The sequence below is a fragment of the Pseudomonas sp. LFM046 genome (genome assembly GCF_000949385.2).
Lineage (GTDB): Bacteria > Pseudomonadota > Gammaproteobacteria > Pseudomonadales > Pseudomonadaceae > Metapseudomonas.
Window position 1 is genome coordinate 5,098,819 of the sequence record NZ_JYKO02000001.1, and the last position, 18,354, is coordinate 5,117,172.

Genomic DNA, 18,354 nt, shown 5'->3' on the forward strand with positions numbered 1-18,354 from the left:
TTCCGGGTCTTGTTCGCGCGCTTATGCATCCCTAACGTGCCCCGGTCGCGGTCAATCCCGCGACCGGGTTTGACGACCTGAAGCAAATGGCGCGATAGCGCTTACGGCGCATACGAGAAACGGCGGACGTTTCTGGTAGGCACCGGCTCGCATGTGGTTCTCTGGACTGCATCATTTAATGGCGGATCGCGTGGGGAGACCCACAAGGTCTGCCGGCTCCGTTTGCCCGGTTCGTCAACCCCACGCGATCCTCCGCCCTTCTAATGACGACGAGGGAAGAGCGACTAACCAGCAAACGGAGAAACACCATGCATGACGCATACACCCCCACCTTCTTCACCCGCCACAACCGCCCACTGCGCGGCGTGATGATCGACAACCAGCCCTGGTTCTCCGCCTACGACTTCGCCCGCCTGCTCGGCCTGAACCATCCGCAGGCCCTGCCCCGCCGCCTCAAGCCCCATGAAACCCGCCGCATTCGTTTCGGCTATGCCACCGGCAGCGAAGAAATCATCGACGTCATCAACGAAGCCGGCCTCTACAAGGCCCTGATCCGTTTCGGCCATCCCGAATGCCAGCAGCTGGATGAATGGCTCACCCGCGAAGTCATCCCCACCCTGCGCGACCAGCATGCCGAGGACTACTTCCATCCCCGCCGGGTGATGCTGAGCTGGCAATCGCAGAGGTTGATGTTGTTGGAGTGGCAGGGCGCAGGTGCCGCGTTACATGGGCGCGTGAACGACGATGGGTTTCGCTTCGCTCTACGCCATCCTACGACGTGCTGCGTACACGTCGGACGCCACGCCTCGACACGGCTGAGAAGCCCCTTTCGTAGGATGGGTAGAGCTTGCGAAACCCATCAATCGCCAGCAAGGACGCCACTCAATGACCAACTACCGCCGCGACCACACGCCAGGCGCAGCCTGGTTCTTCACCCTCAACCTGGCCGACCGTGGAAGTCGTCTGCTCACCGAACGCATCGACCTGCTCCGCGCCAGCTTCCGTGCCTGCATGACGCGCCATCCCTGGAGCATCGACGCCATCGTCGTCCTTCCTGACCATCTGCACGCTTTGTGCACCCTACCGCCGGGCGATGCGAACTACGCCCTGCGTTGGCGCCAGATAAAGAGTGGGTTTTCCCGCGCATTGCCGTCGTGCGAAACCCGATTATCCAGCCGGTTGAGCAAAGGCGAACGCGGCATCTGGCAACGGCGCTTCTGGGAACATCGCATTCGCGACGATGACGACTTCGCCCGGCATGTGGATTACATCCATCACAACCCGCGCAAGCATGGGCATGTGGAGCGGGTGGCCGATTGGCCGTGGTCGTCGTTTCACCGGTATGTGAAAGCGGGAATCTTGCCGGTGGATTGGGCGGGAAATGGGGATGACCTGAGCCTAGGTGCAGGGGAACGGTGATGGGTTTCGCTTCGCTCTACGCCATCCTACGAAGTACCCTCCCTGTACCCGCGAAACCCATCAAATGAAAAAGCCCGGCGAATGCCGGGCTTTTTCGTTCAACGCATCACTCAGCCGTTGCTGGGGAAGGCGAACTGGGCCGCCTCGTGGCTGGCGCGCTGCGGCCAGCGCTGGGTGATGGCCTTGCGGCGGGTGTAGAAGCGCACGCCGTCCGGGCCGTAGGCGTGCAGGTCGCCGAACAGCGAGCGCTTCCAGCCGCCGAAGCTGTGGTAGCTCACCGGGACCGGCAGCGGCACGTTGACGCCGACCATGCCCACTTCGATCTCGTCGCAGAACAGGCGGGCGGCTTCGCCGTCTCGGGTGAAGATGCAGGTGCCGTTGCCGTACTCGTGGTCGTTGATCAGCTGCATGGCGTCTTCCAGGCTGCCGACGCGGACGATGCAGAGCACCGGGCCGAAGATTTCTTCCTGGTAGATGCGCATGTCGGCGGTGACGTGGTCGAACAGGGTGCCACCGACGAAGTAGCCGTCTTCATGGCCGGCGACGCGGTAGCCGCGGCCGTCCACCACCAGCTTGGCACCGGCGGCAACGCCGTCGTCGATGTAGCCGACCACCTTGTCGCGGGCGGCGGCGGTGACCAGCGGGCCCATGTCCAGGCCGCACTGGGTGCCGGCACCGATCTTCAGGCCCTGGATCTGCGGGACGAGCTTGTCGACCAGCGCATCGGCGATCTGATCGCCGACGCACACGGCCACCGAGATAGCCATGCAGCGCTCGCCGCAGGAGCCGTAGGCGGCACCCATCAGCGCGCTGACGGCGTTGTCGAGGTCGGCGTCGGGCATCAGCACCGCATGGTTCTTCGCGCCGCCCAGGGCCTGCACGCGCTTACCGCGCTTGGCGCCTTCGGTGTAGATGTACTCGGCGATCGGGGTCGAGCCGACGAAGCTGATGGCTTTGACTTCCGGCGCTTCGATCAGCGCATCCACCGCTTCCTTGTCACCGTTGACCACGTTCAGCACGCCCTTGGGCAGGCCGGCCTGATGGAACAGTTCGGCGATCAGCAGGGTGGAGCTCGGGTCGCGCTCGGACGGCTTGAGAATGAAGGTGTTGCCGCAGGCGATGGCCAGCGGGTACATCCACAGCGGCACCATGGCCGGGAAGTTGAACGGGGTGATGCCGGCGACCACGCCGAGCGGCTGGAAGTCGCTCCAGGCGTCGATGTTCGGGCCGACGTTGCGGGTGTATTCGCCCTTGAGGATTTCCGGGGCGGCGCAGGCGTACTCGACGTTCTCGATGCCGCGCTTGAGTTCACCGGCGGCGTCTTCCAGGGTCTTGCCGTGCTCTTCGGCGATCAGCTGGGAGATGGTCGCCTCGTTCTGCTCCAGCAGTTGCTTGAAGCGGAACAGCACCTGGGCGCGCTTGGCCGGCGGGGTGTTGCGCCAGGCCGGGAAAGCGGCCTTGGCGGCGTCGATGGCCTGCTGAAGGGTGGCGCGGCTGGCCAGGCCCACCTGACGGCTGGACTCGCCGGTGGACGGGTTGAACACGGCGGCGGTACGGCCTTGGTCAGCGATGCGTTCGCCGTTGATCAGGTGCGGGATGAGGCTCATGGGTGGGGTCTCTTATAGGGCTTTTGTCTGGTGGCGCCGGATGGTCCGAGGGGCGGATGTTTCCCTCACCCCGGCCCCGCTCTGCGCCCCTGCCTGAACGCTGCGCGTTCAGTCGCTCATGGACACTGGAAGCAATGCTTCCAACAGCGTGTCCATTCGCCCCAGAGGGAGAGGGGGTTGTCCGTGCGCTATTTCAATTCGGTTTCCACGAAGACCACTTCGTGGTCGCTGGCGTTGATCACGTTGTGCTCGACGCCGGCCTTGCGGAAGTAGCTCTGCCCGGCCACCAGGGGGGCGAACTTGTCGCCCTCCGGGGTTTCCAGCAGCAGGGTGCCGTTGGTCATCGGCACCACCACGTAGTCGTAACCGTGGCGGTGGCGGCCGGTTTCGGCACCGGGGGCGAAGCGCCACTCGGTGACGATCACTTCGTCGTTGTCCACTTGCACGGTGGGCACGGCCTGCGGGCGCTGGGTCATCAGGCTACGCCTTGCAGGGCCTGGCCGACGGCGTCGAACAGGCGGTCCAGTTCTTCCGGCTTGGCGTTGAAGGTCGGGCCGAACTGCAGGGTGTCGCCACCGAAGCGGACATAGAAGCCAGCCTTCCACAGGGCCATGCCGGCCTCGAACGGACGGACGATGGCGTCGCCATCACGCGGGGCGATCTGCAGGGCACCGGCCAGGCCGCAGTTGCGGATGTCGATGACGTGCTTGGCGCCCTTCAGGCCGTGGATGGCCTTCTCGAAGTGTGGGGCCAGTTCGGCGGATTGCTGCACCAGGTTGTCCTTCTCCAGCAGGTCCAGGGCGGCGAGGCCGGCGGCGCAGGCGACCGGGTGCGCGGAGTAGGTGTAGCCGTGGGTGAACTCGACGGCGTATTCGGGCGTCGCCTGGTTCATGAAGGTCTGGTAGATCTCGCGGCTGGCGATCACCGCGCCCATGGGGATGGCGCCGTTGGTGACTTGCTTGGCCACGTTCATCAGGTCCGGGGTCACGCCGAAGTACTCGGCGCCGGTCAGCGTGCCCATGCGGCCGAAGGCGGTGATCACTTCGTCGAAGATCAGCAGGATGTTGTGCTGGTCGCAGATTTCGCGCAGACGCTGCAGGTAGCCCACCGGCGGTACCAGCACGCCGGCGGAACCGGACATCGGCTCGACGATCACGGCGGCGATGTTGGAGGCGTCGTGCAGCTCGATCAGCTTCAGCAGTTCGTTGGCCAGCTCCACGCCGCCGGTCTCGGCCATGCCCTTGGTGAAGGCCAGGCCCGGTTGCAGGGTGTGGGGCAGGTGGTCGACGTCCATCAGCTGGCCGAACATCTTGCGGTTGCCGCCGATGCCGCCCAGGGCGGTGCCGGCGACGTTCACGCCGTGGTAGCCACGGGCGCGGCCGATCAGCTTGGTCTTCTGCGGCTGGCCTTTCAGGCGCCAGTAGGCGCGGGCCATCTTGATGGAGGTGTCAGCGCTCTCGGAGCCGGAGCCGGTGAAGAACACATGGTCCAGGCCATCGGGCGTCAGGCTGGTGATTTTCTCGGCCAGCTGGAAGGACAGCGGGTGGCCGTACTGGAAGGCCGGGGAGTAGTCGAGGGTGCCGAGTTGCTTGGCGACGGCCTCCTGGATTTCCTTGCGCGAATGACCGGCACCGCAGGTCCACAGGCCGGAGAGGCTGTCGTACACGCGACGGCCGTGCTCATCGATCAGCCAGCTGCCTTCGGCGCCCACGATGAAACGCGGGTCGCGCTGGAAGTTGCGGTTGGCGGAGAAGGGCATCCAGTGGGCGTCCAGCTTGAGCTGGCTGGCCAGGGGGAGTTGGGCGTTCTGCGGCATGTTCATGTATGGCCTCGAAGGTGTCTTGTTCTGAGGAACGACGGGCTGCTTGCTGTCGACATTGCCACGGGCATAAAGTCACTAAAATCCAACTTTTCAAATCTTTAGGTTAGAGGCCACTAAACCATGAGTACCCGCCGCCCCGAGCCGCTGGCGCAGGTCAGCGATTTCGATATCCGCCTGCTCCGCATCTTCCGCAGCGTGGTGGAATGTGGCGGTTTCTCCGCCGCCGAGAGCGTGCTGGGCATCGGCCGCTCGGCCATCAGCCAGCAGATGAGCGACCTGGAGCAACGCCTCGGCCTGCGCCTGTGCCAACGCGGCCGCGCCGGTTTCGCCCTGACCGAGGAAGGCCGCGAGGTGTACCAATCGTCCATGCAACTGCTGGCCTCGCTGGAAACCTTCCGCACCGAGGTCAACGGCCTGCACCAGCACCTGCGCGGTGAGCTGAACATCGGCCTGACCGACAACCTGGTGACCCTGCCCCACATGCGCATCACCCACGCCCTGTCGCGCCTGAAGGAGCGTGGGCCGGACGTGCAGATCAATATCCGGATGACGCCCCCCAGCGAGGTGGAGCAAGGGGTGCTCGACGGCCGCCTGCACGTCGGCGTGGTGCCCCAGACCGCGGCCCTCTCCGGCCTGGAGTACCAACCGCTGTACGACGAGCGTTCGCTGCTCTACTGCGCGGTCGGCCACCCGCTGTTCTACGCGGACGATGCCCAGCTCAGCGACGAGCGCCTGAACCAGCAGGATGCCATCGCCCCCACCTTCCGCCTGCCGGCGGAGATCCAGGCCCAGTACCAGGTGCTCAACTGCACGGCGAGCGCTTCGGACCGCGAGGGCATGGCCTTTCTCATCCTCACCGGACGCTACATCGGCTACCTGCCGGACCACTACGCCACGTTCTGGGTACAGCAGGGACGGCTACGGGCGCTGAAGCCGGCAAGCCGCTTCTATGACCTGTCGCTGTCCACGGTGACCCGCAAGGGGCGCCGGCCGCACCTGGTGCTGGAGAGCTTCCTGGAGGCACTGGCGGCGACGACCTGAACCTTCTCTTGTAGGGTGGATATCGCTTTTCATATCCACCATCGGAGCCCGTCCCCACGCCAATGGAGGATCGGTGAAGCGTGATCCACCCTACGGCAGGGCGTGCCCGCGCGGCTCGGGAAGCGGCCATAGGGCTGCATTTCAGCCCCATTTCGGTGCAGCTCCGATAAATCCGTGGATAACCTGACCGACGCAACAGTTTTGGCTTGTCGGACAGGCCGAGCTGGGGTATCTGTGCAGTCGCCATCTCCCTATAAGAATCAGGAAGCCTATGACCTCGCTGGTGCCCGCCCACAGCCCGACTCCTCCCGCGAAACCCGCCGGCCGCATCCGTCAGAAGAATGAAGAGCTGATCCTCGCCGCCGCTGAGGAAGAGTTCGCCCGCCACGGTTTCAAAGGCACCAGCATGAACACCATCGCCCTGCGCGCCGGGCTGCCCAAGGCCAACCTGCATTACTACTTCAGCAACAAGCTGGGGCTGTACATTGCAGTCCTGAGCAACCACCTGGAACTCTGGGACAGCACCTTCAACGCCCTCACCGCCGAGGACGACCCGGCCGAGGCCCTGGCCCGCTACATCCGCGCCAAGATGGAATTCTCCCGCCGCTACCCGCTGGCCTCGAAGCTCTTCGCCATGGAGATCATCAGCGGCGGCAGCTGCCTGGAGGCCCACTTCGATCAGGACTACCGCGCCTGGTTCAAGGGCCGCGCCGGGGTGTTCGAAGCCTGGATCGCCGCCGGCAAAATGGACCCGGTAGACCCGGTGAACCTGATCTTCCTGCTCTGGGGCAGCACCCAGCACTATGCCGACTTCAATACCCAGATCTGCCGCGTCACCGGCCGCAAGCGCCTGACCAAGGAAGATTTCGAAGCGGCCACCCAGAACCTCATCCAGATCATCCTCAAGGGCTGCGGCCTGACGCCCCCCGCGACTGTCTGATGCCGTACACGCTGTCCGCTCCCGCCGAGTACCGCGAGGAAATCAAGAAAAGCCGCTTCATCGCCCACGCCGCGCCCGTCACCAGCGTGGCGGAGGCGCAGGCCTTCATCGCCCGCCTGTCCGACCCCGCTGCCTCCCACAACTGCTGGGCCTGGAAACTGGGCAACCAGTACCGTTTCAGCGACGACGGCGAACCCGGCGGCACCGCCGGCCGTCCCATGCTCGCCGCCATCGAGGGCCAGGATTGCGACCAGGTCGCCGTGCTGGTCATCCGCTATTACGGGGGCATCCAGCTCGGCACCGGCGGCCTCGCCCGTGCCTACGGCGGGAGCGCCGCCAAGTGCCTGCAGGGCGGCGAGCGGGTGGAGCTGGTGGCCCGCAGCCGCATCAGCTGCCATCCGGGCTTTGCAGAGCTGCCCCTGCTGAAAGCCCGCCTGGGCGAGTTCGAGGCGCTGCTGGAAAGCGAAAGCTTCGACGCCGAAGGCGCCGAATTGGTGCTGGCCCTGCCGGATGGGCAGATCGCCGGGCTGGAGCGCTTGCTGCGGGATATCAGCCGGGGACGGCTCGGGGTGAAAAGACTCTGATCGCGCGCGCACCGAAACTGTTGCACGGGACCGCTGGTGCGCGCGGCTCACGCTACGACTGGTGCTTCCTGTGGGGGCGAATTCATTCGCCAAGGGCTGCGCAGCAGCCCCAGAGCCCGATTGGCAGCCCTTCGGACTGCTTGGCGATTGAAATCGCCCCTACAACCATCAATCCACACCGCCTTTGACCCACCCACATTTTCTGTGGAGCCTGCTGTGGATAACTCGTGGGCTCCTCGCTGGAAAGCTGCTGTGGCGCGGCTTAGCGAGAATTGTTCGCTTTTTGCGCAGTTGCTGACTTTTCCCCTGCCCCAAAGATAAGCACTTGTTTTTCGGTGCTTTCCGCGCGCACCGCAGCGGTGCAATGGACCTTGGCCACCGGCGCTATGCGGTCGCCGTTGTCCACGTCCAGTGGGGAAAAGGCTGTGGATAAGCTTGGGGGCTTCCGCTGCGGGCCAGAGCCGGCGCAGCTTTCAGGCAGGCGATCAAAAAACGACCAAATACCCCGACGGGGAATCTTCACCCCTGCCCCCGCATTGGGCGCCTGTTGCGCCAGCGAATTCCTGTCCTGACAGTTAAACTTTCCGACGACTTTGCCTGATGACGAGAAACCACCATGTACGAATGGCTGAATGCCCTGCCCAAGGCCGAACTGCACCTGCATCTGGAAGGCTCGCTGGAGCCCGAGCTGCTGTTCGCCCTGGCCGAGCGCAACAAGGTGGCCCTGCCCTGGGCCGATGTTGAGACGCTGCGCCGCGCCTACGCCTTCAACAACCTGCAGGAATTCCTCGACCTCTACTACCAGGGCGCCGGCGTGCTGCGCACCGAGCAGGATTTCTACGACCTGACCTGGGCCTACCTGGAGCGCTGCAAGGCGCAGAACGTGATCCACACCGAGCCCTTCTTCGACCCGCAGACCCACACCGACCGGGGCATCCCCTTCGAGGTGGTGCTGTCCGGCATCCGCCAGGCCCTCGACGATGGCCGCGAGGAACTGGGCATCAGCTCCGGACTGATCCTCAGCTTCCTGCGCCACCTCTCCGAGGACGAAGCGCAGAAGACCCTGGACCAAGCCCTGCCCTTCCGTGATGCCTTCATCGCCGTCGGCCTCGATAGCTCAGAAAAAGGCCATCCGCCGAGCAAGTTCCAGCGCGTCTTCGACCGCGCCCGTGCCGAGGGCTTCCTCACCGTCGCCCACGCCGGCGAGGAAGGTCCGCCGGAATACATCTGGGAAGCCCTCGACCTGCTGAAGATCGAGCGCATCGACCACGGCGTGCGCGCCATCGAGGACGAGCGCCTGATGCAGCGCATCATCGACGAGCAGATCCCGCTGACCGTCTGCCCGCTGTCCAACATCAAGCTCTGCGTGTTCGACCACATGCGCCAGCACAACATCCTCGACATGTTGGAGTGTGGCGTGAAAGTGACGGTGAACTCCGACGATCCGGCCTATTTCGGCGGCTATGTCACCGAGAACTTCGCCGCCCTGCACGAGCACCTGGGCATGACCGAAGACCAGGCCAGGCGCCTGGCGCAGAACAGCCTGGATGCGCGGTTGGTGAAGTAAGGAAGGACCCGCTGCGGACGGATTCTGTAGGAGCGAATTCATTCGCTCCTACAGGGAGGGTGCCGGGCGCGGTGTCAGCAACCGCAGGATGCCGCCGAGCAGCACGCCATACAGCGGCACGAACAGCAGCAGGCTGACTGCCAGCTTCACGCCGTAGTCCACGGTGGCGATCTCAACCCAGTTGGCGGCCATGAAGGGGTTGTCGCTGTGCCAGAACGCCACGGAGAAGAAGGTGAAGGTGTCCAGCAGGTTGCCGGCGATGGTCGAGGCGACCGGGGCGATCCACCACTGGCGCATCTGCCGCAGGCGATCGAACACCTGGATATCCAGCACCTGGCCCAGCACATAGGCGAGGAAGCTGGCCAGGGAGATGCGCGCGACGAACAGGTTGAACTCGCCAAGGGCGTTGATGCCCTGGAAGGCCGCGTCCTGGAACAGCACCGAGACCACGTAGGACGCCGCCAGGGCCGGCAGCATGACCCGCGCGATGACCCGCCGCGCCGCCGCCTTGCCCATCAGGCGCACGGTCAGGTCGGTGGCCAGGAAGATGAACGGAAAGCTGAACGCACCCCAGGTGGTCTGCCAGCCGAACAGGGTCATGGGCAACTGCACCAGGTAGTTGCTGGCGATGATGATGAGGATGTGGAAGACGATCAGACCGGTCAGCGCCGGGCGCCAGATCGAAGGCAGTGCAGCGGGCATGGTGATTTGCATCCTTTTTGCCGATGGGGTGAGGGAACCCATGTCGCGGCCCCCCGGCCAACGACGGCGCGCATTCTAACTTGACCCAGGTGTCAGGAAAAGCTTCCGGTTCAATGCGTGATCAGGCCCCGCGATACCCATCAACGGCGGCATCCGGGCTACGGTTTGCGCAATCTCATGGGACAGAAAAACGAAAAGGGCCGCATCGCGGCCCTCATTCGTGGTTCACCTTGCGCCGTCCGGTCACCATGGACCAGGGCAGGTTTTCGCGCATGCGCACGCTTTCCACCAGCGCAGCCAGGACGTGCAGGCAGGCCAGCCAGAACAGGCTGTCGGCCATGAAGACGTGAATCTCCCGAGGCAGGTCCTCGCCCCAGAAGTAGTCGACTTCTTCCATCAGGAAGCCGGTGACGCCCAGCCCCAGCATCAGCACGAGCATGAGGATCATCACCAGCCCGCCCAGCGGCGAATGCCCCAGGCGGTGCATGTGCCCGCCGGTCAGCAATGCCTTGGCGTGGGCGACCAGGCGAGCCGGGTGCGGCCAGAAGTCCGCCCAGCGCGCAGGTCCGGAGCCGACGAAGCCCCAGACCAGGCGAACCAGCACCACCGTCACGGCGTAGTAGCCGAGCCAGCGGTGCCAGCCGTCGCCCGCCTCGTTGAGGAAGTAGTCGCCGATGAAGGCGGCCACCAGGGACCAGTGACCGATCCGGACCACCGGGTCCCAGAGGCGAACGGAGTCAGCAGCCACGCCTTACTCCTCGATCTCCTGCTTCACCACCTGGCCGTCCACCGGGTTGAAGTAGATCTCGACCTTGCGCTTGTCCTTGTCCCAGCCATAGATCTCGTAGCAGTTGCCGGCGGTGACCTTGAATTTCTTGATGTCGTAACCCTGGGTCTTGAGGTTTTCCTGGAACTTGGCCTGGTCTTGCCACTGAGCCTTGTCAGCGGTGGTGCATTCGGTCTTGGCGAAGGTCAGCGGGCTGACGAGGGCCAGGGAAAGAAGCAGGAGCTTACGCATGGTGTCGACCTCTATTCGTACTTGAAATAGCAAGGGGCAATGCAACGTTTTCTCATTCACTGCCATGTGGAAGGAGCTTAGGCCAGCCTCCGAGGGCTGTCATATCGTGATGTGCCGGGCTCAGCGATGTTCTACAGCGAATTGCCCGCGCCCTGCGTGCTTTGCGCGGTAGCAAGCTGTATCCGCCTGTTTCAGCAGCTCGGCGGGCTGGGCGTTTTCGCTGTGGATGCAGGCCATGCCGATACTGGCGCCGACGCGGAATTGCTGCCCCTCCCACCTCAGCACCAGGTCCTGGATCTGGGCGATCAGCCGGGCCGCCAGCAACTCCGCCTGAGGCAGCGGGCAGCTGCGCAGGATCAGCGCGAACTCGTCCCCGCCGAGGCGGGCCAACTGGTCGCCCGCACGGACCTGGGCCTGCATCAGCCTGGCAAGCTGGCGCAGCAGTTCGTCGCCGGCGGCATGGCCGGCGCTGTCGTTGACCTGCTTGAAGCGGTCCAGGTCGATGAAGCAGAGCACGCTGTGACCGCCGTTCTGCTGCACGTTTCGGCAGCTTTCGTTGAGGGCGTCCTCGAACGCCGGACGGTTGAGCAGGCCGGTCAGGGCATCATGGGTAGCGGCGTAGCGCAGGTGCTTCTGCATCGCCCGCGCCTCGCTGACATCGGTGAGCACCAGCACGCTGCCCAGCAGCGTTCCGTCCCCCCCACGCATGGGCGCCGCCTGGCCGCGCAGGGCGATGATGCCGCCGGCCGGATGACGGAGCGAAGACAGCCCCTGAAGGCTGGCGGTGGAGCCCTGCGCCAGGCAGTCGCGCACCGGGTTGGGCACCAGCCGGCCATCCTCCCCTTCCAGCAACAGCACCTGTTCGATGGGCAGGCCCTGTGCCTCGCCGCTGCTCCAGCCGCTCAGGCGTTCAGCCACCGGATTGAGGAAGCTGACCCGGCCCTCCAGGTCGGTGGTGATGACGCCGTCACCGATGGCGTCGAGGGTCACCTGCAACCGCTCGCGCTCGTCCCGCAGGCGCTCCGCCAGTTGCCGTAGCTCGCTCACGTCCCAGTTGGTGCCGACCATGCGCAAGGGCTTGCCATCGGCATCGCGGACCAGCCGGGCGCGGCCCTTGATCACCCGCTGGTTGCCGTCGGCGCGGAGGATGCGGAACTCGACGTCCAGGCGGCCGCTTTCTCGCGCAGCCTGGAGTTCGCGCTCGGCGCGAACGGCGTCGTCCGGATGCAGGTGAGCCTGCCAGTCCGCGTAGGTCAGCTCGCCCTCGCCCACGCTGCTGCCATACAGGCGGTACATGCCTTCGTCCCAGAGCAGGCGGTCGCTGGCCAGGTCCCACTCCCAGACGCCGACGCCACTGGCCTCAGTGGCCGCCGAATAGCGCCGAGCCAGCACCGCCTCGCGCTCTTCGGCGCGCTTGCGGCGGTCGATGTCCTCGATCTGCGCGATGAAATAAAGCGGCTCGCCTTCATGGTCGCGAACCAGGGATACCGCCAACAGGCCCCAGATTTCCCGGCCGCTCCTGTGCAGGTAGCGCTTCTCCAGGCGATAGCTGTGGCGCCGCCCGGCGAGGATTTCACGGACCAGTTCCAGGTCGCCGGCGAGGTCATCGGGATGGGTGACGTCCTGGAAGCTGAGGGTGGCGAGTTCATCTTCGCTGTACCCCAGCATGTCGCAGAGCGCGTGGTTGACCCGTTGCCAACGGCCATCCAGCCCCACCAGCGCCATGCCAATCGCGGAATGATCCATGGCATCGCGGAAGCGGGTTTCGCTGGCCACCAGTTCGTGGCGGCGCCGGCGCAGCTGTTCGACGGCAGACGCCAGCAGCAGGGCCGGGAGCAAGGCCAGCAACAGCGGCAGGTAGATCAGCAGGTCGCGCCAGCCCTCCCCCGGGCTCGGGGTATCGAGCAGGCCGAGGGCGATGATCAGGCCGCCGCTCACCGAGGCGACGGCCACCAGCAGTGCGGTGCTGGCGAAGTTCAGGCGCGCCGAGGCGAACATCAGCGGCAGGGACAGATAGACGAAGGGGAACGGCAACAGCAGCAGCGCGAAGGGCGTGCCCAGCAGCACCACCCCGCCATAGAGCAGCATTTCCCGGCGGCGACGCTCGCCCCAGAGTTCCCACCAGCCATGCTGCCGCACCCAGACCGCCAGGGGCATCGCCGCCACGGCGCCGAGCATGGAGCCCTCGACCCAGTACATCCAGCCACGCTCGAAGGACTCCAGCCCCTGCCAGGCCAGGATGCTCGCCCCCAGGCTGGCCCCGACCAGTGGCGGCAGCAGCGCGCCGAAGAAGATGAACTGGAGGAAGGCGCCAGGCCCCTCGCTCATGCGCGGACCGGCGCCGCTGACCCGCAGCAGTGCAGCCGCCAGGCTCACTTCCAGCAGGTTGGGCGGTAGGAAGCTCGCGGCCAGGAGCAGGCCATCGCCGAACGCCAGATTGGCCACCAGGTCCGCCAGCATGGCCGCCGTCAGGTAAGGCACCCAGCGCCGCAGCGGCTGGTCCCAGAGCAGGGCGACGGTAAAAGCGTTGGCGTACCAGAGGGTGGCGATGCTGCCGGGCTGGCGCGATAGCCAGATGGCACCCACGGCCAGCAGCAGGTAGCTGAAAAAGACCAGCAGCAGGGTCGGCAGGAAAGCGCTCGGCTCGCGGATGCGGGGCATCAGCGGGGCTCCCCAGGGCGGGGCCCGGCAGGGTTCAGGCAGGTCGGACGCGGTTCAGCCACGGGTATCTCCACGCAGGCCACGGCTTATCCAGACGATAGCGGAACCTCGGGCCCAGGCAATTCGACGATCTGACGCCGACATTGCCGCGACCGACACTCAGCTCCAGGGCGCGCCGACGAGCTGCAGGCTGCAGCGCGCCTGAACGAATTCGCGAAGCAGGCGCACCGGCTTGCTCAACTGGGCACGGTGGGCGCAGATCAGGTTGAGCGGCGTGGCCTGACCCAGGTACTGCGGCAAGGCCAGTTCCAGCCGCCCGGACTGGACGTCGCCGGCCACGTCCAGCCAGGACTTGTAGATCAGGCCGAGCCCGGACAAGGCCCAGCGCCGGACCACGTCGGCATCGTCGCAGACGCGGTTGCCGGACACGCTCACCACCCGCTCCCGGCGGCCTTCGATAAAGCTCCAGCGGTCATGGACGCGGCCACCCAGTTGGTAGAGCAGGCAGTTGTGTCCGGCCAGGTCCTCCGGCTGACGCGGCCGGCCATGACGGGCGAAGTAGTCCGGAGAGCCGCAGAGCACCCGGCGGTTGGTGGCGGCCAGCGGCAAGGCCACCAGGCTGGAGTCCTCCGGCTCGCCGTAGCGGATGGCGATGTCCACGGCCTGGCGATAGAGGTCGGCGACCTGGTCACTGAGGTGCAGGCGCAGGCTGAGGCGCGGGTGCTCGCGCTGGAATTCGTCGAGCCAGGGCAGCAACACATTGCGGCCGAAGTCCGAGGGGGCCGACAGTTGCAGGACCCCGGCGATGTCTTCGCGACCGCGGGCCAGTTTCCGCTGGCCCTCCTCCAGGCTGGCCAGGGCACCGCGCGCGTGGGCGAGGAACTGTTCGCCCTCGGGGGTCAGGCGCAGGCTGCGGGTAGAACGCACGAAAAGGCGGGTTTCCAATTGCTGCTCCAGGCGCTTGAGGGCGGCACTGGCCACAGCCGGCGAGACTTCCAGTTTGCGCGCAGCCGCCGAGAGGCTGCCGTGGTCGGCGGTGTTGACGAACAGGGTGAGGTCGTCGAGGCGCAGCATTTTCAAAATTCCTTTGAAAGACTGTCGTTTTCTAGCCGATTTTTCTCGCCAGCGAAATAACCGACCATGCGTCCCATCAATCCCCTGGCGGAGAATCCCGATGAAAGCCGTTGCCTATTTCCAGAACCTGCCCATCGACAATCCCGAGTCCCTGCAGGACATCCTGCTACCGGAACCCCAGCCGGGCCCCCGCGACCTGCTGGTGGAAGTCCGCGCCATTTCGGTGAACCCGGTGGACACCAAGGTGCGCCGCAACGCTGCCCCGGAAGCCGGGCAGCCCCGGGTGCTGGGCTGGGACGTGGCCGGTGTGGTCAAGGCCGTGGGCAGTGAGGTGACCCTGTTCCAACCGGGCGACCGGGTGTTCTACGCCGGCGACCTGACCCGCGCGGGCGGCAATGCCGAGTTCCACCGGGTGGACGAGCGCATCGTCGGGCCTATGCCCAAGAGCCTGGACTTCGCCCAGGCCGCAGCCCTGCCGCTGACCTCCATCACCGCCTGGGAACTGCTGTTCGACCGCCTGCAGATTGCCGAAGGCAAGGCCGACCTGGGGCAGAGCCTGCTGGTGGTGGGGGCTGCCGGCGGGGTGGGTTCGATCCTGGTGCAGCTGGCCCGCCAGCTCACCGGCCTGACCGTGATCGGCACCGCCTCGCGCCCGGAAACCCGGGCCTGGGTGCGGGAACTGGGCGCTCACCACGTGCTGGATCACAGCAAGCCGCTGGCCGAGGAACTGCGCCGCGCGGGCCTTGCCAGCGTCACCCACGTCGCCAGCCTGACCCAGACCGACCGGCATCTGGACCAACTGGTGGAAGCCCTGGCGCCCCAGGGCCGCTTCGGCCTAATCGACGACCCGGTGCAGTTCGACGCGACCAAACTCAAGCGCAAGAGTCTGTCCCTGAACTGGGAGTCCATGTTCACCCGCTCGACCTTCCAGACCCCGGACATCCTCGAACAGCACCGTCTGCTGGAGCGGGTCAGCCAGCTGATCGATGCCGGCGTGCTGAAGACCACAATGGGCGAGCACTTCGGCAGCATCAACGCCACCAACCTGCGCCGCGCCCATGCCCTGCTGGAAAGCGGCAAGGCCAGGGGCAAGATTGTGCTGGAAGGGTTTGCCTGACTGCGGGCAGGACTGCGGCCTGCTCAGCGATTGAAATCGCCCCCACAGGGACGGAGCCACAAGGCGCGAATCTGTCCCCCTCCTCCCTGACCGACGAGCCGATGGCCGGGCGAACGGTCCGGTACGCTCGTGCGAAGAGCGCTAGACTTCTTGGGGTTCTGCCAGCGGCCGGCCGCGCCGCATTGCTACCGCTTCTGATTCGCTGGGGTCCAGGATGCATCCCAACCTCGCCCGGCCCGCCATCCGGGCCGGCCTCTACCTGCTGTGCGCGGGCGCCTGGCTCCTGGCCTGGGGCGCAGGGCCCGTGAGCGCGCTCGGGCTGATTGTGCTGAGCACAGTCCTGATCTTCTTCCTCGAACGCCGCCACCGCCTTGGCCGGGAGCGCCTGCGCCAGGGCCTGCGGCGCACCAGCCTGCAACTGGAACAGGCCCAGCGGGACGCCACCCTGGGCAACTGGGAGTACGACCTGGGCTTCATCTGGAGCCCGGGCGCCCAGCGCATTCTCGACTGCGGCGAGGAAGACAGCCTCGATGGCCTGCTGAACCGCCTCCACCCGGCGGACCGCAACGGCGTCCAACGCGGTCTGGAAATGCTCTTCTTCCGTGGCACCGTCCTGTCGGTGAACGCTCGCCTGAACCTGCCCAGCGAACGACAGCCGGTCTGGCTGGCCCTGCGGGGCGAGGCGCAGGCCGATGGCCACGCCATCGGCACCGTGCAGGACATCAGCGCGCAGAAGCGCGACGAGGAGGCGCTGCGGGCGAGTGAACAGCGCTTCCGCCAGCTGTTCGAGCAGACCCCGCGAATCGCCGTGCAGGGCTATGACCGCAACCGCCGGGTGATCTACTGGAACCGCGCCAGCGAACAGCTCTACGGCTACAGCGTCGATCAGGCCATGGGGCGCTACCTGGAGGAGCTGATCGTTCCGCCGGCCATGCGTGACCAGGTGATCGCCGACATCAATAACTGGCTGATCGGTGGTTCGGCCATTCCCGCCAGCGAGCTGACCCTGCAGCGCCGCGACGGCAGCCCGGTGACGGTGTTCTCCAGCCACCTGCTCTTGCGCAACCTGCACAACCAGCTGGAGCTCTACTGCGTGGACATCGATTTCAGCGCCCTGAAGTACGCCCGGGACGCTCTCCGGCTGAGCGAAAATCGTTACCAGGCGTTGCTCGAACGCCTCAACCAGCGCGCCGCGCAAGGCCAGTCGACGGGCGACGAGCAAGGCTGAGACGAGCGGCGGCGACCATCAGTCGGCTGCTTGATTCAGGTCATTTTCTGTCACTGGGGCAGGTCTACACTCAGTTTCCCCGCCACATATTTGGGAGATGACTGAGGTGAAGATTCTCGTTCGTCCGTCTACCACCTTGCAGGGTTCCGCTTGGCAAGTCTGCCTTGATCAGCATGCGGTGAGCTTCCGTAGCGAAGCCGAAGCACGCCGCTTTGTGAGCGTCCTCGAGGAGCGCCTGAAGGCGCCCCATACGTTGCCGGAATGGTCTCGACGAATAGCGAGTTAGCCCAAGGGCGCCCGACCCGTGCGGTCGAGGCGCCAGGTCATCAGCGCACAGGCGACGGCCCCGCAAGCGCAGAGGCTGATGACCAGGGCCAGGGGCACGGCGCTGCCATTGTGCAGCGCCCCCACCAGAGCGGCGGCGCCCGCCGCCACACCGAACTGCAAACTGCCCATCAGCGCCGAAGCGCTGCCTGCGTTCTGGCCTTGACCGGCCATGGCGCAGGCCGAGGCGTTGGGCAGGATGCACCCCAGGCTGGCGATGCAGCCGAACAAGGGCAGCAGCAGCGGCCAGAGTGACTCGGTACGCAGGCTGGACACCAGCAGCAACGCCAGCGCGCATACAAAGTGGACCCAGACCACCCGCCGCATCCAGAACGCCGGGCCGCGATGGCGCAGCAGCACGGTGTTCACCTGGCCCACCAGGATGAACCCCGCCGCGTTGGTACCGAACAGCCAGCCGAAATGTTCTGGCGCAACGCCGTAGAGCTGGATGAAGACGAAGGGCGAGCCGGCGATGTAGGCGAACATCCCGGCGATGGCCAGGCCCCCGGTCATCCCGTACGCCAGGAACTGCCAGTCACCGAACAGCCGCCGGTACTGCCCGAGGGCACCGCTCAGGGGCGCCCGGGGAGTAGCGCCTGAGAGGGTTTCCGGCAGCCAGGCGGCAATGCCCAGGAGCACCAGGGCGCTGAACAGCGCCAGGCCCCAGAAGATCGACTGCCAGCCGAACAGTTCCAGCAGCACGCCTCCACCCAGCGGCGCCAGGATCGGTGCCAGCCCCATCACCAGCATCAACTGCGAAAACGCCTTGGCCGAGGCGATGGGATCGCACAGGTCACGTACCACGGCCCGGGCCACCACCATACCGGCGCAGCCACCCAGGGCCTGGACGAAGCGCGCACCGATCAGCCATTCCAGGCTGGGTGCATGGGCACAGGCCACCGAGGCGAGGGTGAAGATGGTCACGCCCAGCAACAACGGCGGGCGACGACCGAAGCGATCCGCGAGCGGGCCATAGAGGAGCTGACCGAAGGCCAGGCCGATGAAATAGGACGCCAGGGTGAGCTGCACATGCTCCACGTCGGTGGTGAAGGCCTCGGCCATGGCCGGGAAGCTGGGCAGGTAGAAGTCGATGGCCATCGGGCCGAAGGCGCTGAGGGCGCCAAGGAGCAGGAGAATGCGGAACGTCATGGTGGTATCGGGCGCCATCCCTTGCGGATCAGGCGCCAGATAGTAACAGGGGATGTCAGGGCCTCGTGTTCATTTCTGTGTGGGGGCGAACTCATTCGCCC

18 protein-coding genes are annotated in these 18,354 nt (G+C 65.9%); 9 read left to right on the forward strand and 9 right to left on the reverse strand.

Features of this window, described 5'->3' with window-relative positions:
• Positions 1–368 precede the first annotated feature (368 nt).
• Positions 369–1,058, forward strand: coding sequence for a Bro-N domain-containing protein (locus TQ98_RS28190; RefSeq protein ID WP_242443219.1), 690 nt, complete (start codon positions 369–371; stop codon positions 1,056–1,058).
• Entirely contained in the window at positions 943–1,419 is a 477-nt protein-coding gene (locus TQ98_RS23515) for a transposase (protein ID WP_242443220.1), read from the forward strand. The genes TQ98_RS28190 and TQ98_RS23515 overlap by 116 nt, the downstream gene beginning before the upstream one ends.
• A gap of 110 nt (positions 1,420–1,529) precedes the next feature.
• Here the strand turns inward: TQ98_RS23515 and TQ98_RS23520 are convergent, their stop codons facing one another.
• From TQ98_RS23520 to TQ98_RS23530, 3 genes are all read right to left on the reverse strand, one after another.
• Positions 1,530–3,026, reverse strand: a complete 1,497-nt coding sequence (locus TQ98_RS23520; RefSeq protein ID WP_044873967.1) for a CoA-acylating methylmalonate-semialdehyde dehydrogenase — start codon at positions 3,024–3,026, stop codon at positions 1,530–1,532.
• Between the two features lie 188 nt (positions 3,027–3,214).
• Entirely contained in the window at positions 3,215–3,502 is a 288-nt protein-coding gene (locus tag TQ98_RS23525; RefSeq protein WP_044873966.1) for a cupin domain-containing protein, read from the reverse strand.
• Entirely contained in the window at positions 3,502–4,848 is a 1,347-nt protein-coding gene (locus TQ98_RS23530) for an aspartate aminotransferase family protein (RefSeq protein ID WP_044873965.1), read from the reverse strand. Before TQ98_RS23530 ends, TQ98_RS23525 begins: the two co-directional genes overlap by 1 nt.
• Positions 4,849–4,968: 120 nt before the next feature.
• Here TQ98_RS23530 and TQ98_RS23535 point away from each other — a divergent pair, with 120 nt between their 5' ends.
• The 4 genes from TQ98_RS23535 to TQ98_RS23550 all read left to right on the forward strand — a co-directional run bounded on the left by TQ98_RS23535 (position 4,969) and on the right by TQ98_RS23550 (position 8,980).
• On the forward strand, positions 4,969–5,889 hold the full coding sequence (locus TQ98_RS23535) for a LysR family transcriptional regulator (protein WP_044873964.1): 921 nt from the start codon (positions 4,969–4,971) through the stop codon (positions 5,887–5,889).
• A 271-nt stretch (positions 5,890–6,160) separates the two neighbouring features.
• On the forward strand, positions 6,161–6,829 hold the full coding sequence (locus TQ98_RS23540) for a TetR/AcrR family transcriptional regulator (RefSeq protein WP_044873963.1): 669 nt from the start codon (positions 6,161–6,163) through the stop codon (positions 6,827–6,829).
• Positions 6,829–7,413 (forward strand): YigZ family protein, encoded by a 585-nt coding sequence (locus tag TQ98_RS23545; RefSeq protein ID WP_044873962.1) that lies wholly within the window; start codon positions 6,829–6,831, stop codon positions 7,411–7,413. Before TQ98_RS23540 ends, TQ98_RS23545 begins: the two co-directional genes overlap by 1 nt.
• Positions 7,414–8,029: 616 nt before the next feature.
• Entirely contained in the window at positions 8,030–8,980 is a 951-nt protein-coding gene (locus TQ98_RS23550) for an adenosine deaminase (RefSeq protein WP_044873961.1), read from the forward strand.
• Between the two features lie 48 nt (positions 8,981–9,028).
• On the opposite strand, the gene TQ98_RS23555 is transcribed toward TQ98_RS23550, so the two are convergent.
• The 5 genes from TQ98_RS23555 to TQ98_RS23575 form a co-directional block, all read right to left on the reverse strand.
• Positions 9,029–9,682 (reverse strand): 7-cyano-7-deazaguanine/7-aminomethyl-7-deazaguanine transporter, encoded by a 654-nt coding sequence (locus tag TQ98_RS23555; RefSeq protein WP_044873960.1) that lies wholly within the window; start codon positions 9,680–9,682, stop codon positions 9,029–9,031.
• Between the two features lie 214 nt (positions 9,683–9,896).
• The gene (locus tag TQ98_RS23560) at positions 9,897–10,430 is read right to left on the reverse strand and encodes a cytochrome b/b6 domain-containing protein (RefSeq protein WP_044873959.1); all 534 of its coding nucleotides are present in this window, start codon (positions 10,428–10,430) and stop codon (positions 9,897–9,899) included.
• Between the two features lie 3 nt (positions 10,431–10,433).
• Complete coding sequence (locus tag TQ98_RS23565; protein WP_044873958.1) at positions 10,434–10,700, reverse strand: PepSY domain-containing protein; 267 nt, start codon at positions 10,698–10,700, stop codon at positions 10,434–10,436.
• Positions 10,701–10,820: 120 nt separating this feature from the next.
• Entirely contained in the window at positions 10,821–13,361 is a 2,541-nt protein-coding gene (locus TQ98_RS23570; protein ID WP_052659226.1) for a PAS domain S-box protein, read from the reverse strand.
• Between the two features lie 159 nt (positions 13,362–13,520).
• The gene (locus TQ98_RS23575) at positions 13,521–14,435 is read right to left on the reverse strand and encodes a LysR family transcriptional regulator (protein WP_044873957.1); all 915 of its coding nucleotides are present in this window, start codon (positions 14,433–14,435) and stop codon (positions 13,521–13,523) included.
• A gap of 100 nt (positions 14,436–14,535) precedes the next feature.
• Here TQ98_RS23575 and TQ98_RS23580 point away from each other — a divergent pair, with 100 nt between their 5' ends.
• From TQ98_RS23580 to TQ98_RS28195, 3 genes are all read left to right on the forward strand, one after another.
• A complete protein-coding gene (locus TQ98_RS23580; RefSeq protein WP_044873956.1) occupies positions 14,536–15,552 on the forward strand; it encodes a zinc-binding alcohol dehydrogenase family protein in 1,017 nt (338 codons plus the stop codon).
• A gap of 214 nt (positions 15,553–15,766) precedes the next feature.
• Complete coding sequence (locus tag TQ98_RS23585; protein WP_044873955.1) at positions 15,767–16,780, forward strand: PAS domain S-box protein; 1,014 nt, start codon at positions 15,767–15,769, stop codon at positions 16,778–16,780.
• Between the two features lie 106 nt (positions 16,781–16,886).
• Entirely contained in the window at positions 16,887–17,066 is a 180-nt protein-coding gene (locus tag TQ98_RS28195) for a hypothetical protein (protein WP_082073275.1), read from the forward strand.
• Here TQ98_RS28195 and TQ98_RS23595 read toward each other — a convergent pair.
• Complete coding sequence (locus TQ98_RS23595; protein ID WP_044874143.1) at positions 17,063–18,253, reverse strand: Bcr/CflA family multidrug efflux MFS transporter; 1,191 nt, start codon at positions 18,251–18,253, stop codon at positions 17,063–17,065. The two genes, TQ98_RS28195 and TQ98_RS23595, sit on opposite strands and share 4 nt — an antisense overlap.
• Between the last annotated feature and the right edge of the window lie 101 nt (positions 18,254–18,354).

Bases quoted from the DNA above. Each gene is read 5' to 3' on its own strand.
- TQ98_RS28190 (WP_242443219.1), top strand. From the start codon at position 369: ATGATCGACAACCAGCCCTGGTTCTCCGCCTACGACTTCGCCCGCCTG.
- TQ98_RS23520 (WP_044873967.1), bottom strand. From the start codon at position 3,026: ATGAGCCTCATCCCGCACCTGATCAACGGCGAACGCATCGCTGACCAA.
- TQ98_RS23525 (WP_044873966.1), bottom strand. From the start codon at position 3,502: ATGACCCAGCGCCCGCAGGCCGTGCCCACCGTGCAAGTGGACAACGAC.
- TQ98_RS23530 (WP_044873965.1), bottom strand. From the start codon at position 4,848: ATGAACATGCCGCAGAACGCCCAACTCCCCCTGGCCAGCCAGCTCAAG.
- TQ98_RS23535 (WP_044873964.1), top strand. From the start codon at position 4,969: ATGAGTACCCGCCGCCCCGAGCCGCTGGCGCAGGTCAGCGATTTCGAT.
- TQ98_RS23540 (WP_044873963.1), top strand. From the start codon at position 6,161: ATGACCTCGCTGGTGCCCGCCCACAGCCCGACTCCTCCCGCGAAACCC.
- TQ98_RS23545 (WP_044873962.1), top strand. From the start codon at position 6,829: ATGCCGTACACGCTGTCCGCTCCCGCCGAGTACCGCGAGGAAATCAAG.
- TQ98_RS23550 (WP_044873961.1), top strand. From the start codon at position 8,030: ATGTACGAATGGCTGAATGCCCTGCCCAAGGCCGAACTGCACCTGCAT.
- TQ98_RS23555 (WP_044873960.1), bottom strand. From the start codon at position 9,682: ATGCCCGCTGCACTGCCTTCGATCTGGCGCCCGGCGCTGACCGGTCTG.
- TQ98_RS23565 (WP_044873958.1), bottom strand. From the start codon at position 10,700: ATGCGTAAGCTCCTGCTTCTTTCCCTGGCCCTCGTCAGCCCGCTGACC.
- TQ98_RS23570 (WP_052659226.1), bottom strand. From the start codon at position 13,361: ATGCCCCGCATCCGCGAGCCGAGCGCTTTCCTGCCGACCCTGCTGCTG.
- TQ98_RS23575 (WP_044873957.1), bottom strand. From the start codon at position 14,435: ATGCTGCGCCTCGACGACCTCACCCTGTTCGTCAACACCGCCGACCAC.
- TQ98_RS23580 (WP_044873956.1), top strand. From the start codon at position 14,536: ATGAAAGCCGTTGCCTATTTCCAGAACCTGCCCATCGACAATCCCGAG.
- TQ98_RS23585 (WP_044873955.1), top strand. From the start codon at position 15,767: ATGCATCCCAACCTCGCCCGGCCCGCCATCCGGGCCGGCCTCTACCTG.
- TQ98_RS23595 (WP_044874143.1), bottom strand. From the start codon at position 18,253: ATGACGTTCCGCATTCTCCTGCTCCTTGGCGCCCTCAGCGCCTTCGGC.